General features: G+C 45.5%; 11 protein-coding genes. 8 read left to right on the top strand and 3 right to left on the bottom strand.

What is annotated here, in order from left to right; translation table 11 throughout:
* Positions 1 to 102 precede the first annotated feature (102 nt).
* The 7 genes from V6C21_RS05645 to V6C21_RS05675 all read left to right on the top strand — a co-directional run bounded on the left by V6C21_RS05645 (position 103) and on the right by V6C21_RS05675 (position 11,173).
* Positions 103 to 3,066 carry an acyl-CoA dehydratase activase gene (locus V6C21_RS05645; RefSeq protein WP_479268548.1) on the top strand — a complete coding sequence of 988 codons (2,964 nt, stop codon included), beginning with the start codon at positions 103 to 105 and terminating at the stop codon, positions 3,064 to 3,066.
* Positions 3,066 to 4,391 carry a 2-hydroxyacyl-CoA dehydratase gene (locus V6C21_RS05650; protein WP_045085424.1) on the top strand — a complete coding sequence of 442 codons (1,326 nt, stop codon included), beginning with the start codon at positions 3,066 to 3,068 and terminating at the stop codon, positions 4,389 to 4,391. Before V6C21_RS05645 ends, V6C21_RS05650 begins: the two co-directional genes overlap by 1 nt.
* 125 nt (positions 4,392 to 4,516) lie before the next feature.
* Positions 4,517 to 5,422 (top strand): ClpP family protease, encoded by a 906-nt coding sequence (locus tag V6C21_RS05655; RefSeq protein ID WP_084228718.1) that lies wholly within the window; start codon positions 4,517 to 4,519, stop codon positions 5,420 to 5,422.
* Positions 5,423 to 5,565: 143 nt separating this feature from the next.
* The gene (locus V6C21_RS05660; protein ID WP_479268549.1) at positions 5,566 to 7,887 is read left to right on the top strand and encodes a DNA translocase FtsK; all 2,322 of its coding nucleotides are present in this window, start codon (positions 5,566 to 5,568) and stop codon (positions 7,885 to 7,887) included.
* Positions 7,888 to 8,107: 220 nt separating this feature from the next.
* Positions 8,108 to 10,027: a YgiQ family radical SAM protein gene (locus tag V6C21_RS05665; RefSeq protein ID WP_479268550.1), complete on the top strand. Its 1,920-nt coding sequence runs from the start codon at positions 8,108 to 8,110 to the stop codon at positions 10,025 to 10,027.
* Positions 10,003 to 10,929: a ComEC/Rec2 family competence protein gene (locus V6C21_RS05670; RefSeq protein ID WP_045085427.1), complete on the top strand. Its 927-nt coding sequence runs from the start codon at positions 10,003 to 10,005 to the stop codon at positions 10,927 to 10,929. Before V6C21_RS05665 ends, V6C21_RS05670 begins: the two co-directional genes overlap by 25 nt.
* 1 nt (position 10,930) lies before the next feature.
* Positions 10,931 to 11,173: a DUF3006 domain-containing protein gene (locus V6C21_RS05675; RefSeq protein ID WP_034840927.1), complete on the top strand. Its 243-nt coding sequence runs from the start codon at positions 10,931 to 10,933 to the stop codon at positions 11,171 to 11,173.
* A 125-nt stretch (positions 11,174 to 11,298) separates the two neighbouring features.
* Here the strand turns inward: V6C21_RS05675 and V6C21_RS05680 are convergent, their stop codons facing one another.
* The 3 genes from V6C21_RS05680 to V6C21_RS05690 are packed head-to-tail and all read right to left on the bottom strand — an operon-like array spanning position 11,299 to position 13,952.
* On the bottom strand, positions 11,299 to 12,495 hold the full coding sequence (locus V6C21_RS05680) for an LL-diaminopimelate aminotransferase (RefSeq protein ID WP_479268551.1): 1,197 nt from the start codon (positions 12,493 to 12,495) through the stop codon (positions 11,299 to 11,301).
* Positions 12,496 to 12,536: 41 nt separating this feature from the next.
* Complete coding sequence (dapF, locus tag V6C21_RS05685) at positions 12,537 to 13,379, bottom strand: diaminopimelate epimerase (RefSeq protein ID WP_034840933.1); 843 nt, start codon at positions 13,377 to 13,379, stop codon at positions 12,537 to 12,539.
* Between the two features lie 30 nt (positions 13,380 to 13,409).
* Positions 13,410 to 13,952: an NUDIX hydrolase gene (locus V6C21_RS05690; RefSeq protein ID WP_045085968.1), complete on the bottom strand. Its 543-nt coding sequence runs from the start codon at positions 13,950 to 13,952 to the stop codon at positions 13,410 to 13,412.
* Positions 13,953 to 14,052: 100 nt separating this feature from the next.
* Between V6C21_RS05690 and V6C21_RS05695 the strand changes: the two genes are divergently transcribed.
* Positions 14,053 to 14,958 carry a M14 family metallopeptidase gene (locus V6C21_RS05695; RefSeq protein WP_034840937.1) on the top strand — a complete coding sequence of 302 codons (906 nt, stop codon included), beginning with the start codon at positions 14,053 to 14,055 and terminating at the stop codon, positions 14,956 to 14,958.
* The last annotated feature ends 240 nt before the right edge of the window (positions 14,959 to 15,198 follow it).

The following is a 15,198-nucleotide window of genomic DNA, read 5'->3' on the forward strand; positions in this document are numbered from 1 at the left end:
GATTGACAGTTTTTCTTGGGGTGTTATAATAGTTAATGACTTGGTATGTGTAAAGGCGGGAATAAGAGCCAATTTTTAGTGCATATCTCTTCGGAGGTACAGATGAGTTATTACATAGGAATTGACATCGGTTCAACAACAGTAAAAGCAGTCGTTCTTGATGAGAACTATAACATACTGTTTAAGGCTTATGAGAGACATATGTCAAAAGTCCGCGAAAAGGCTTTTGAAATGCTGAAGTCTATTGAAAATGAATACAGCGGCAAAAAGGTTCATGTTGCAATAACCGGTTCTGCTGGTCTCGGCGTTTCAAAAGCATGTGATATAGATTTTGTTCAAGAAGTTTTTGCTACTGCAGGAGCTGTTGACAAATTTCTTCCGGGTACGGATGCTGTAATTGAGCTCGGCGGGGAAGACGCCAAAATAATATTCTTTACCGGCGGACTTGAGGAGCGCATGAACGGCACCTGTGCCGGCGGAACTGGAGCGTTTATCGACCAGATGGCAACCCTTTTGGGCGTGACGCCGGATGAGCTTGATGAACTTGCTTCAAAGCATGAAAAGATATATTCTATCGCGTCGCGCTGCGGCGTTTTCGCAAAATCCGATATACAGCCGCTTCTCAATCAAGGCGCAAAAAAAGAAGATATCGCAGCTTCGATCTTTCAGGCAGTTGTTGAGCAGACGATAGCCGGACTTGCGCAGGGAAGAAAAATTGAGGGCAGGGTTGCATTTCTCGGCGGCCCGCTTTCGTTCCAAAAAGAGCTTCGCAAAAGGTTTGTCGAAACGCTTAAGCTGTCGAAAGAAGACGCCCTGTTTCCGGAAAACGGAGCTTATTTTATTGCAATGGGGGCGGCGCTTTACGCTGAAAAACTGAAGCCAATAGAATTCGATGAGCTGCTGTCAAAGCTCGAGTCTTCGAAAACGCTTACAACGACTTCGGACCATATGCCTCCACTTTTTGAAACTCAAGAAGAATACGAAGAGTTTAAAGAACGTCATTCAAAATGCAAAGCCGATTACAAAGACCCGTCGAAATATACGGGCGACGCATGGCTCGGCATTGACGCCGGCAGCACAACGACAAAGCTGGCGCTTATTGACAAGGATGACAATATTCTTTATACCTATTACGCGGCCAATGAAGGCAATCCAGTATCGGTCGTCAAAGAACAGCTTACAAAAATCTATGAAATTTGCGGCGACCACATAAAAATTAAGGGCAGCGCAGTTACAGGATACGGCGAAGATTTGATTCGCAGTGCGTTTGGAGTTGATTTTGGCCTCGTTGAGACAGTTGCTCACTATAACGCGGCGAAACACTTCAAGCCGGATGTCGATTTCATTCTCGATATCGGCGGCCAGGATATAAAATGCTTTAAAATCAGAAACGGTGCAGTTGATTCCATTATGCTAAACGAGGCTTGCTCCTCGGGGTGCGGCTCATTTATCGAGACCTTTGCCAAAGCGATGGGCTATTCCGTCAAGGATTTTGCCCAGATGGGGCTGTTCGCGAAACATCCGGTTTCGCTCGGAACGCGCTGCACAGTATTTATGAACTCTTCTGTAAAACAGGCTCAGAAAGACGGGGCAGGAGTCGACGATATTTCCGCCGGCCTCTCGATGAGCGTTGTCAAGAATGCCATATATAAGGTAATCCGCGCGTCTCACCCGTCGGAACTCGGCAAAAACATTGTTGTTCAGGGCGGAACGTTCTACAATGATGCGGTGCTGAGAAGCTTTGAGCGGGAAATAGGTGCTGAGGTAACACGCCCAACCATTGCCGGAATCATGGGCGCTTATGGTTGTGCACTTTTTGCAAAGGCTCAAGGCTGTGAGAAATCCAGCATTATTACAAGGGAAGAACTCAAAAACTTTAAGCATACCTCAAAGACGACAAACTGCGGTTTGTGCACAAACCACTGCTCGCTTACGATAAACACATTTGGCAGCGGAAGGCGGTACATCAGCGGAAACCGCTGTGAAAAACCCCTCGGAATGAAAAAGTCCGAAGAACTGCCGAACCTTTATAAATTTAAGTATGAAAAGCTCAGGTCATATAAGCCGGTTGAAGGCAAAAGAGGCAAAATCGGCTTGCCAATGACGCTGAACATGTATGAAAACCTGCCGTTCTGGCATACGCTCCTGACAAAACTCGGTTTTTATGTAGTTGTTTCGCCGGAATCTACAAGGCAACTGTATATAAAAGGCCAGTATACTATTCCGTCGGATACAGTCTGTTACCCGGCAAAAATCGTGCACGGCCATATTGAGGCATTGCTCGATATGGGCGTTGATACGATTTTCTATCCGTGTATGCCATACAATTTTGACGAAAAACGGGGCGAAAACCATTATAATTGTCCAGTTGTCGCCTACTATCCAGAGCTTATAGCGGCAAATGTGCCAAGACTCAATGGAGTTCGCTATTTCACCCCGTATTTTGGGCTTGACAGGCCAAGAGGGTTCTTAAAATCTGCAACAGAATTTTTCGGCAGGGAATTCGGCGCAACGCCTGACGAGGTAAAAGCAGCCGTAAAAGCGGCTTATGCTGAATATAAGGCATACAGGGAAGCAGTGCGCAAAGAAGGAAAGCGAGCCCTCGAATACGCAAAGGCCAACGGGCGCCGCGTGATAGTGTTGTCCGGCCGTCCTTACCATATAGATCCTGAGATCAATCACGGCATAGACCGTTTGTTTACCTCATATGGACTGGTGGTTGTTTCCGAGGATTCGGTAGCGCATCTTGCGAAGCCTCAAAGGGTAAAGGTGCTCAACCAGTGGACATATCATTCAAGGCTTTATGCAGCAGCAAAGTTTGTTACCGAAAATGAAAATATCGAACTTGTCCAGCTTGTCTCTTTTGGCTGCGGAGTTGACGCTATAACCACCGACGAGGTCAGGGACATTTGCGAGCGCGGAAATAAGTTATATACCCAGATAAAAATTGATGAGGTAAATAACTTAGGCGCAGTCAAAATCCGTATCCGCAGCCTCATTGCGGCTATGGATTCAAGAGATGCCGAAAAAGCGGGGCAGGCTCAAGCTAAGATGGAGGTACTCTGATGGCAGAATTAGTATACGACAAGAATGGTAGACTGTTGTTTACCAAGGAAATGAAAAAAGAATATACAATCCTAATGCCGATGATGCTTCCTGTACATTTTACTTTGATGCGCAACGCGTTAAGGCTTGACGGATTTAAAATGGAACTGCTCACGACAACCGGACGTTCAATTGTTGAAGAAGGGCTGAAATATGTCCATAACGATGCGTGCTATCCTGCGCTTCTTGTTATCGGCCAGTTTATAGATGCAATAAAGAGCGGCAAATACGACCCCGACAAGGTTGCGCTGATTATAACGCAAACAGGCGGTGGCTGCCGCGCCTCTAACTATATTCATCTTCTGAGGAAAGCACTTATCCGTGCGGGTTATCCGCAGGTTCCGGTTATTTCGTTGAACCTCTCCGGACTCGAGAAAAACCCCGGTTTTAAACTTGGCATTAATTCTTGGCGCCGTATCATTTATTCCATGATTTACGGCGACATGATAATGCTGCTTGCAAATCAATGCCGCCCCTATGAAGTGGAAAAAGGCTCTACGGACGCTCTTGTAGACAGCTTGATTGAGCGGCTGACCGAAGAATACAAGGACCCGAAAAACCTTAGATATAAAAAAGTTAAGGAAAACCTTGAGAAAATAGCCGCTGAATTTGCAAAGATTAAAGTAGTGCATACTGAGAAAATCCGCGTCGGCATAGTCGGCGAAATCTATATTAAATATGCGGCTCTCGGCAACAACAATCTGGAGAAATTTTTGCTTTCGGAAGGTGTTGAAGCGGTAGTTCCGGGGCTTATGGATTTTGCTATTTTTAAAGTTGATAATCGCGTCGAGGATGCAAAGCTTTACGGCGGACAACACATTAAAAAGGCCGTCTGCTTGGCGCTGAGACGTTTTCTCGAAAGAAAGCAGCAAGAGTTTATCGACATTGTAAAAAAATATCCGCAGTTCAGAGCGCCAGTCCCCTACAGTTACATAAAGAGCCTTGTCAAAGGCTATCTGGGCTATGGCAACAAGATGGGCGAAGGCTGGCTGCTTACAGGCGAAATGCTTGAATTGATTCATTCAGGCACAAAGAATATTATTTGCACTCAGCCGTTTGGTTGCCTGCCGAATCACATTGTCGGCAAAGGTATGATTAGGAAGATACGCGAATGTAACGAGGGCGCTAATATTGTTGCAATTGACTACGACCCGGGCGCAACCCGTATAAACCAGGAAAACCGTATCAAACTTATGCTTGCTAACGCGCGGCTTACTGCCGAGAAAGCAAAAGCAAACCAAAACAAAAAACACGAGCATAAACCTGAACCGGTTTCGGTTCACTAATTTAATAAAGGCAGCCGTATTTTGTGCTAATTTCCGGCAATAATATACCTGCGGCGCATATTGAGTATTTCATTAGATAATGAAAGGACTCGGTAAGCGTAAAACAGTCTTCCGGAGGTAAATAGATGTCGGATACGCACAGTCACTACAGTTTTCAAGAAGAGCCGATTCCGGATAATCCGGGCAATCCGCTGCCTTCCGAACAGGAAAAAAATCTGGAAGGTCTTGACCCGCAGACAAAACAAATATTTGAAACAGGTTCAATTGCTATAAATAAAGGCCGTCATTTGATACATTGCCTGACTATAATCGGCCAGATTGAGGGGCACTATATACTGCCGCCTCAGAATAAGACGACTAAATATGAGCATATCATACCTCAGATTGTCGCAATAGAAGAAGACCCGTCGATTGAGGGGTTGCTGATAATTCTCAATACCGTCGGCGGCGATGTCGAAGCAGGCCTTGCTATTGCCGAGCTCATCGCCGGAATGAAAAAGCCGACGGTCTCCCTTGTTTTGGGCGGCGGTCATTCTATCGGAGTTCCTCTTGCTGTTGCGGCAAGGCTTTCTTTTATTGCACCTACTGCGACGATGACTATACATCCGGTTCGCATGAATGGGGTAGCGATCGGCGTACCTCAGACTTTGGCGAATTTCTACCGGATGCAGGACCGTATTACCAGATTTGTATGCGAAAACAGTCATATCGCGCCAGAACGTTTTAAAGAATTGATGATGAATACAGAAGAGCTGGTGCTGGATGTCGGTACAGTGCTCGACGGCAAGAGCGCGGTTAAGGAAGGGCTTATTGACCGTCTCGGCGGACTTTCAGAATCGATCGATGCCCTTTATAAAATGATTGACGAACAATGCGCAAAACAGAGGCAGGCCGCCGCGCAGAATAAAGAAGAAAGAAATGCGGATGAAGCCAAAAGGCAAGCTGAAACTTGTAACGAGAAAGCTACAGCTTCTGACAAGGGGGCAAAGTCAACTTCCATTCAGGGCGGCGTTCGAACAAAAAAGCGCTGAACCAGCCGGCGGAATTTGCCTGACGTGTGAGAAAACGGCAGATTTATGTTGCTAAATATTGACAAATTGTCAGCGAAATAATAAAATATATATATAATTATAGCTATTAGGATAGATAGCCGAATGATGGCATGGAGGTCTAAATGCCTACGAATGTGGCAAAGAAGAAGAAAAATGGCGGCAAAACAACAAAAACGCCGCGGACAGGAAAAAAACAAGTAGAAATCGTAAATGAGCGTAAACACCGCCGGTTATCAAGACAAGGCGGCGCTATAATTCTATTTTTCACGGCGCTTTTGTTTGCAGCGATTACAATTTTCCCCGGGGAACACGTATGGAGATTTATCCATGAAATGTTGCTGGGGATTTTCTCCGTCTGCGCTTATGTTATTCCGGCGATAATGATTTATATTGCGGTTGTTGCCGCGTTTGAGAAGCCTGTTCAGTCATTAACGGCAAAATTGCTGGAAATGACCGGACTTGTTTTTATGATAGACGCATTGATACATATTTTTACGGTCGGCAAGTTTCCGCCGGGCGGATTTAAAGAGCTTTACAGAACTGGTATTCAATTTCACAGCGGCGGCGTTGCGGGAGGCATAATAGGTGCGCCTCTGTATATGATGTTTGGAAAAGTCGGCGCAATAATCACAATCGTGCTTCTCACAATTGTTCTTCTCATGCTGCTGTGTGAATTGACATTGAAAAAGCTTTTGTATGCGCTCTTTCCCTTTGCAAGGAAGAAGCAAAACAAGGAAGAAGAATTTCCGCCGGAACCGGAGCCGGTCAAATTTAAGCACAGGAAGCCCCGTTATAATATAGATGTAAAGCTTGACGATGAACTTATAAACAGCTCTGCCAATGAGTCAGAAAACGAGAACGAAAAGACCAGCAGATCGCCTGAACTTGACGAGCTCGTGAGCAAAGCAGCAAGTCTTGCAAACGATGATTTAAAGCCCTATGTAGTTGAGAGAAAGACTGAATCAGTCCCGACAGTTACAGGCGTTCAACAGAAGATATATGACAGCCCGCCTACCTCTTTGTTGATACAGGAAACGCGGGTGTCCAATGCAGATGTCTCTGAGGAACTCAAAGCGAACGCTGCAACGCTGGTCGATACACTGAAAAGCTTCGGTGTAGAAACCCGTATCATCAACATTTGCCGCGGGCCGGCTGTCACAAGATATGAGCTTCAGCCGTCCGCCGGGGTTAAAATAAGCCGTATTACCGCGCTTGCCGACGACATAGCCCTTAACCTTGCAAGTGCTGGTGTGCGCATTGAAGCACCGATTCCGAATAAATCTGCCGTCGGCATTGAAGTTCCTAATAAAAAAGTCAGCGTAGTTCACCTGCGCGAGGTTATAGAATCTGAAGAATTCAGGCAGGCAAAAAGCAAGCTGACAATAGCGCTGGGGCGGGATATTACGGGCAATATCGTTGTCGCTGATATAGCGAAAATGCCCCACATGCTGATTGCCGGCGCTACAGGAAGCGGTAAGTCAGTCTGCATAAACACCATTATAATGAGTATCCTCTACAAGGCGTCGCCGGAAGAGGTCAAGTTCTTGATGGTTGACCCGAAGGTAGTCGAACTCGGTATCTATAACGGCATACCTCACCTACTCGTGCCGGTTGTCACAGATCCGGGGAAGGCAGCGGGAGCACTTAATTGGGCTGTAACTGAGATGCTTGGGCGATACAAGCGCTTTGCTGATAACAATATCCGCGACATAAAGGGCTATAACAAGTTGGCGCGCAGTCAAGGGCTTGAACCGATGCCGCAGGTTGTCATCATAATAGACGAGCTGTCGGATCTTATGATGGCGGCCCCGAAGGACGTTGAGGACGCGATTTGCAGGCTTGCCCAGATGGCAAGAGCGGCAGGCATGCACTTGGTAATAGCGACCCAAAGGCCGTCGGTTGATGTCATCACCGGCGTTATCAAGGCGAATATCCCCTCAAGAATAGCTTTCGCCGTTTCTTCTCAGATAGATTCCAGAACCATTCTGGATATGGGCGGAGCGGAAAAGCTTCTTGGGCGCGGCGATATGCTGTTTCTCCCTATGGGCGCGTCAAAGCCCATCAGAGTTCAGGGTTGCTTTGTGTCCGATTCGGAAGTCGAAGCTGTGACTGAATACGTCAAGAAGGACACCCAGACCGATTATGACGAGGAGATTCTCGATGAGATAGAAAAGCAGTCGGTTAAGAGCAACGAAAAAACAGATGACTCGTCAGGTGACGCAGATCCCTTGCTACCGCAGGCGATTGAATGTGTCATTGAAGCCGGTACTGCTTCCACATCTATGCTTCAAAGGCGGCTTAAACTGGGCTATTCCCGCGCCGCGCGCATAATTGACCAAATGGAGGCACGTGGCATTGTCGGGCCTCCTGACGGCAGCAAACCGCGTCAGGTACTTATGACTAAGATTCAGTGGGAGAAGATGAATGAAGGCAGCAACAATTAAGGCTGCCGATTAATTCCGTTATCTTAATTATCATTATTTAAATAAAGTAAACACTCTTATGCCATATTAATATTGTTAGAATTGATGTTTGCTTCTGCGCTTGTGTTGGAATTAGAATAAGTGGTGTTTTGTTGATGTCTGTAAAAATAAGGGAAATACAATAAAGACTGTTAATATAACAAAATATTGCTTAAATAGCTTTAATAACTCGGAACACCGAATGGCATTTAGTTCAACTCAAGTTAAGCAAGCCAGGAGGAATGCTGTGTTTTTACCTGTTTCAAAAGAAGATATGCTGTCCCGAGGATGGTATTATCTTGATTTTATATGTATAACCGGCGACGCTTATGTAGATCATCCGAGTTTCGGTATCGCCATAATTTCGAGGATACTTGAGTCAGAAGGCTTTAAGGTTGGAATAATTGCGCAGCCAGATATGAAAGATCCTGATGCCTTAAAGGCATTGGGAAGGCCGCGTTACGGCTTTTTTGTCACCTCCGGAAATATTGATTCAATGGTGGCGCACTACACCGTTGCAAAAAGGCGCCGGAGCCGCGATTTTTATTCGCCGGGAGGCAAAATGGGCGGACGGCCGGACAGAGCTGTTGAAGTATATACTAAAAGGCTGAAACAGCTTTATCCGGAGCTGCCTGTTATTATCGGAGGGCTTGAGGCGTCACTGCGCCGCTTTGCCCACTATGATTATTGGGATGACAACGTGCGGCAGTCCATCCTGTTTGATTCGGGTGCAGACTTGCTTGTATACGGCATGGGTGAGCGGCAGACAGTTGAAATTGCAAGACGCCTTAAAAAGGGCGGGAAAGCCAAAGATATGACTGATATCCGCGGCACTTGTTTTTCCTGCACTGCCGATTTTGAGGGTTTGGATAAAGCTGTTGTATGCCCGTCATTTGAAGAGGTCAAAACCGATAAAATGGCTTATGCCGTCGGTTGCCGGATTCAATATGACAATCAGGATGCCATAACGGGAAAAGCCATTGCCCAAAAGCATGGCGACAAATATCTTTTCCAGATGCCTCCCGCTCTTCCGCTTGAGACAGCAGAGCTGGACAAAGTTTACAGCCTGCCTTTTGAGCGGTATTATCATCCCATGTATGAAAAAGACGGCGGTGTTCCGGCAATTGAGGAAGTTGAGTTCTCAATAATCCACAACCGAGGCTGCTTCGGCGCTTGCAACTTCTGCTCCATCGCTTTCCATCAGGGCAGGAGGATAACGGTTCGCAGCAAGGAATCTGTTATCAATGAATCAAAGGAACTTATCCAAAATCCGCATTTTAAGGGCTATATCCATGATGTCGGCGGACCTACAGCGAATTTCAGGCAGCCGTCATGCAAAAAGCAGCTTAAATACGGGTTATGTGCCGGACGAAAGTGCCTTGCGCCAACGCCTTGCCCAAATATCGAAGTATCTCATAAGGAATATCTTGACCTCCTTAGGAAACTGCGCTCGCTTCCAGGCATTAAAAAGGTGTTTGTGCGTTCGGGACTGCGTTTTGACTACATGATGCAAGATGAAGACGATACCTTTATGAAAGAGCTGGTGGAGCACCATGTAAGCGGTCAGCTTAAGGTCGCACCGGAACACTGTTCGGCGGCCGTACTGGACAAGATGGGTAAACCTCATATTGAAGCCTATGAAAAATTCAGCCGCAAATTTTATGAAATGACAAAGAAAGCGGGCAAAAAGCAGTATCTCGTCCCATATCTGATGTCATCACACCCCGGCAGCACTCTTAAAGACGCCGTAGAACTCGCGCTATTTTTAAAACGCGAAAATATGAGACCGGAACAGGTACAGGATTTTTACCCGACGCCTGGTACGATTTCAACCTGTATGTTCTATACAGGAATCGACCCGTTCACAATGAAAAAGGTTTATGTTCCAAGGGACGCACACGAAAAGGCCATGCAAAGGGCATTACTGCAGTATTTCAACCCCAAAAACCACGCTCTTGTTGTTGAGGCACTAAAAAAAGCGGGACGGCAGGATTTGATAGGCTTTAGCCGCGATTGCCTTGTGCGCCCGCTCAACCCGGTTAGGCGCACTGAAAAAGAAAGGGCAATGCCTGTGCACAAAGGGGACAAAAAGAGGAAATGGCAAAAAAGAAGAAAAAGCTGAAAAGGCTGTTAATAGCACTTCCCATTGCTCTTGTATTTATCCTTATAATAAACCTGTGTGACCAGGGAATACTGCCGCAGCAGCTGCAAAAACCTCTTGATGCGTTCAATAACGCTACAGACGGGCTTTTATATCAGAAGAAGACAACTAAAGCGCTTTCCGTTCACTTCATTGATGTTGGTCAGGGAGACAGCACTCTTATAAGCTGTGAAGGAAAATATATGCTGATTGATGGGGGAACTTCTGATGTAGCGCAAAAGGTTGAAAATTATCTTGAAAGTCAAGGCGTTGAAAGTTTGTCCTATGTAGTCGGCACACACCCGCACGATGACCATATTGGCGGACTTGTTGGTGTTTTAGGAAAGTTTCATGTGGACAACGTAATACTTTCCGGCGCCACGACCACGACTAACTCGTTCAAACGGCTACTAAATACCATCTCAGATAAGAAGTATGGTATATTACAAGCAAAAATTGGTAATACATATAATTTGGGTGGTGCTAAATTTACTATTCTCGCGCCTCTGGCCAAGTATGATGAACTAAACGATATGTCGGTTGTTATCCGGCTGACATATAAGAATACTTCATTTTTGTTTATGGGTGACGCGTCAAGCATATCCGAAAGAGATATGCTTTCGAAATACAAAGATCTTTCCGCAGACGTTATTAAAATTGGACATCATGGCAGCAAAACTGCATCCTCAACTGATTTTCTGAAAGCCGTTCATCCGTCCATAGCGGTGATCAGTGTCGGGCGGGATAACAGTTATGGTCTGCCGAGTAATGAAGTAGTGCGGAGAGTGAAGGACAGCGGCGCGAAACTATTCAGAACAGATTATGATGGTACTGTCGTGATTGAAAGCGACGGTAAAAAATTATCATACAAAGAGGAGAAGTAAAGTGGAAACGAATATGATGCATCTAAAGAGATATACTTTCGTTAGGTTTGAGGGAGAATATGGAGTTCTCGAAGATGAATATGGACGGTTATATGATGTAAGACGTGAAGAACTGGCCGATGATCTCAGAGAAGGCGATATATTGCAGGAATATGAAGGGAAATTCATAGTTAATGAAGAAGAGACTGCAAAGCAGAGAGAGAAGCTAAAAAGGATTTATGATCACATAGTTAAGAAGTACTAAGTTTATTTTAAAACCTGTAATTATTGAAAAAAATCACCCGGAAATCCGCAGTATACGGATTTAAACCGGGTGTTTTTGTTGATATTGCAGCTATACGTTATGTGCTGTTCTAAGGTTTGCGAAACTTAGAAATTGTTCTTGATACGCTCAACGGCTTCAATTGTATCTTCGCGGCTTCCGAATGAGGTAAGACGGAAATAACCTTCGCCCATTTCACCAAATCCGGAGCCGGGGGTGCCTACAACGGCGGTCTCATTCAGGAGCTTATCGAACATCTCCCATGAAGTCATGCCGTCCGGGCATTTGACCCAGATATAAGGCGCGTTTATGTCGCCGGAACACTCAATGCCAGCCGCTGAAAGACCCTCTCTGATAATTCTCGCGTTTTCGAGGTAATAACTGATTGATTCATTGATCTGTTTCTGGCCCTCTTCGGTATAAACCGCTGCCGCACCGCGCTGAATGATATATGAAGTTCCGTTATATTTGGTGGACTGACGGCGGTACCACATCGCATTGAGGTCGGTTTTCTGCCCGTCGGCGGTTTTCGCCATAAGCCCTTTCGGAACAACTGTATACCCGCAGCGTGTGCCTGTAAATCCAGCCGTCTTTGAGAAGCTACGGAATTCAATAGCGCAGCTCTTAGCCCCTTCAATCTCAAAAATGCTGTGCGGAACATCATCTTCAGTTATGAATCTCTCATATGCGGCGTCGAAAAGTATTATCGCCTCATTTTTTATAGCATAATCGACCCAAGCCTTCATCAGGTCCTTTTTGATTACCGAGCCGGTCGGATTGTTCGGTGAGCAAAGATAAATTAAATCAGCGTGGAAATCAGGAGGAATCGGCGCAAAGTTGCTCTGCTCTCCGCAGGGAATTATCTTAATCTCACGTCCCTCCATAATGTTGGTATCCATATATACTGGATAAACGGGATCGGTGATGGCAACTATATTGTCTTTGCTGAAGATATCGCCGATGTTGCCGGTATCGCTTTTTGCGCCGTCGCTGACAAAGATTTCTTCTGTAGATATATCAACGCCGCGCGCTTTATAATCGTGCTTTGCTATCTCGTCGCAAAGGAAGTCGTAGCCGCGATAAGGGCCGTAACCTTTGAATGTTTCTGGCCTTGACATATCGTCAACTGCCTTGTGCATAGCCTCTATGCAGGCTTGGGGAAGCGGACGGGTTACGTCACCTATGCCCAGTGAAATAACTTTTTTGTCTGGGTGCGCAGCTTTAAATGCGTCAGCGCGTTTTGCAACTTCTGCAAAAAGGTAATTTTGCTTTAATTTTAAGAAGTTTTCATTAACAAGTGCCACTTAAATTCCTCCTGAAATATGAATTATATCTGCAAATTAAATCACACGATTTCGATTTTACCGGTAAAGACAAGCTCAGCAGGCCCTGTCATCCATACAATGTCATTGTCCCACTTGATTTGAAGTGTACCGCCGCGCAGGTGGACGTTAATTTCCTCGCCGCGCGGGCAGATACCGTTAATGCATGCGGCGACCACGACTGCGCAGGCTCCGGTGCCGCAGGCAAGGGTTTCTCCGCTGCCGCGTTCCCAAACCCTCATCTTGAGGTTTTTATTATCGAGAATTTCAACAAACTCGGTATTTACACCTTGGGGGAAAATGGGGTTCTTTTCAAATCCGGGCCCGATTTTCGCAAGGTCAATATCATCGACATTATCAGTGAAAATGACAGCATGGGGATTGCCCATTGAGACGCAGGTAATGCGATATTCCTTCCCGAGAACCGTCAAAGGTGCATTAACAACTCTGGGTGCATCATATTCAACCGGGATTTTTTCTCTTTCAAGTGCAGGTGAGCCCATATCTACGCGGACGCTTTCCACATTCCCGTTGTTTATGTTGAGTTTAAGTTTCTTAATACCGGACCGTGTCTCAACTGTTATTGTATCAGTATGGACCAGCCCCAGCATATAAGCCAGCTTGCCGACGCAGCGTATGCCATTGCCGCACATGAGGCCCTCTGAGCCATCGGCGTTGAACATGCTCATTTTGACATCGGCAACAGTCGAGGGGCGGAGGAGAATAAGCCCATCTGAGCCTATTCCGAAATGGCGGTCGGAAATCTTTTTCGAAAGTTCGCCCGGATTTTCTATATCCCTCTCGAAACAGTTTATGTAGACGTAGTCGTTCCCAATACCCTGCATCTTATAAAAATCGTAAGTCATAATTTCCTCCTTAATATTAGTAGATTATTTTTAATGTTTCAGCACCCATGTTTTAAGAAGCGCTGTTTGTGTTTTTGAATCAGCAATACTGCCTTTCATAACCATATCAACGGCCTCAGCCAGAGGCACTTTTCTAACGTCCAAAAACTCGTCCTCGTCGAGATGCATTTCACCGAATGAAAGGCCTGTAGCAAGGAACATGTAAATGATTTCATTCGTATATCCAGGGGACGGGAAGAGACGTCCAAGACTGATGAATTCTTTTGCTGAAGCGCCAGTTTCCTCAAGTAGCTCCCGTTTGCCACATTCGAGCGGGTCCTCGCCGTATTTTAATTTGCCGGCAGGTATTTCGAGAATCTCTGCTTTATACGGATAACGGAACTGGTTTACAAGCAACACACAGTCGTCGTCGGTTAATGCGACTATACCGACGCCGCCCGGATGTTTGACAAATTCTCTATCAGCTTTTTTACCATTCGGGAGCAGGATTTCATCATGATGGAGCGTGAGTAACTTTCCTTTAAATATAACATTTTCACAAGTTGTTTTTTCTTCGAATTTCAAGAAAGACATCCTTTCATCGCTGCATTGAGCATACAGAAGCGGCATATATATTATATTGCGCGTAAACTGTGTCTTTTATCAATTGGCTAACAAGCATCGGAGGAATATTATGGCGGAATTTTTTGAAGAGAACAAGCCCATGGGCTATGATGAGCTTATAAGGGCAGTCCAACTGTTAAGATGGCGGTACAAATTCGTCCAGCGTTTTTCAATTGGGAAAAGCGTTCTTGGACGCAGGATACCGGCTATTGTAATAGGCACTGGGGCACACCCGATATTGTATGTCGGTGCCCACCATGCGCTTGAATACATGACTTCGATGGTACTTATAAAATTTGCGGGTGAATTATGCGCACATATAGAAAGTGGAGAAAAGTTTCATGATAAGAATGTTAGGGCAATATTGACAAGACAAAGCATCTATATTATTCCCATGCTCAACCCTGACGGCGTGGAACTTCACTTAAAAGGCCTGTCCACTGCATTTGGCATGAAAGAAAGGCTTATTAGAATTTCCGGCGGCAATTTTGACAACTGGCAGGCAAACGCCAGAGGTGTTGACCTGAATCACAACTACAACGCGGGTTTCAAAACGCTCCGGCTTATGGAAATTGAAAAGGGAATTACAGGGCCGGCGCCGAGTCAGTTCGGCGGTTACAGGCCGGAAAGCGAGCCGGAAACCCACGCGTTGTGCAATCTCTGCAGAAGAATGCTTTTCCGACGTGCTTATGCTTTTCACAGTCAGGGTGAGGAGATATTCTGGAAATATGGCGACAGGACGCCGAAAATTTCGTTAGAAATAGCTCGGGCGTTGGCGGAAGCGAGCGGGTACACTGTCAGTATGCCTGAAGGGCTTGCTTCACACGGTGGATTTAAGGACTGGTATATAAACGTGTTTAGAAAACCGGGCTTTACCATTGAAATTGGCAAAGGGAAAAACCCGCTTCCGATTTCGGAGTTTAGTAATATATATAACAAGATTGAAAAGATGTTGGTTTTAGGTCTTGTACTTTGAAGTCATCGGCGTTTTAAGAATACCTTTATTTATTATAGTAAAAATATGATTATTAATCAATTAAATTTCTGATTAAATAAAAAGCGTACTATTAAGCAATTTATATGCAATGTTTGTAGGATTACAATAGATGTGTTACACTAGCGGATAAAAAAAGATAGCGAATAGGAAAAGCCTGTGCTATAGTTGAGCTGCAACCCACCAACAAAGCAAGGAGGTTTCCTATTCGCTATGAATAAG

The sequence above is a fragment of the [Clostridium] cellulosi genome (assembly GCF_036762875.1).
Classification (GTDB): Bacteria; Bacillota; Clostridia; order Oscillospirales; family Ethanoligenentaceae; genus Ruminiclostridium_D; species Ruminiclostridium_D cellulosi.

Coding starts and splice junctions, on each gene's coding strand:
- V6C21_RS05645 (WP_479268548.1), top strand. CDS start 103: ATGAGTTATTACATAGGAATTGACATCGGTTCAACAACAGTAAAAGCA.
- V6C21_RS05650 (WP_045085424.1), top strand. CDS start 3,066: ATGGCAGAATTAGTATACGACAAGAATGGTAGACTGTTGTTTACCAAG.
- V6C21_RS05655 (WP_084228718.1), top strand. CDS start 4,517: ATGTCGGATACGCACAGTCACTACAGTTTTCAAGAAGAGCCGATTCCG.
- V6C21_RS05660 (WP_479268549.1), top strand. CDS start 5,566: ATGCCTACGAATGTGGCAAAGAAGAAGAAAAATGGCGGCAAAACAACA.
- V6C21_RS05665 (WP_479268550.1), top strand. CDS start 8,108: ATGGCATTTAGTTCAACTCAAGTTAAGCAAGCCAGGAGGAATGCTGTG.
- V6C21_RS05670 (WP_045085427.1), top strand. CDS start 10,003: ATGGCAAAAAAGAAGAAAAAGCTGAAAAGGCTGTTAATAGCACTTCCC.
- dapF (WP_034840933.1), bottom strand. CDS start 13,379: ATGACTTACGATTTTTATAAGATGCAGGGTATTGGGAACGACTACGTC.
- V6C21_RS05690 (WP_045085968.1), bottom strand. CDS start 13,952: ATGTCTTTCTTGAAATTCGAAGAAAAAACAACTTGTGAAAATGTTATA.
- V6C21_RS05695 (WP_034840937.1), top strand. CDS start 14,053: ATGGCGGAATTTTTTGAAGAGAACAAGCCCATGGGCTATGATGAGCTT.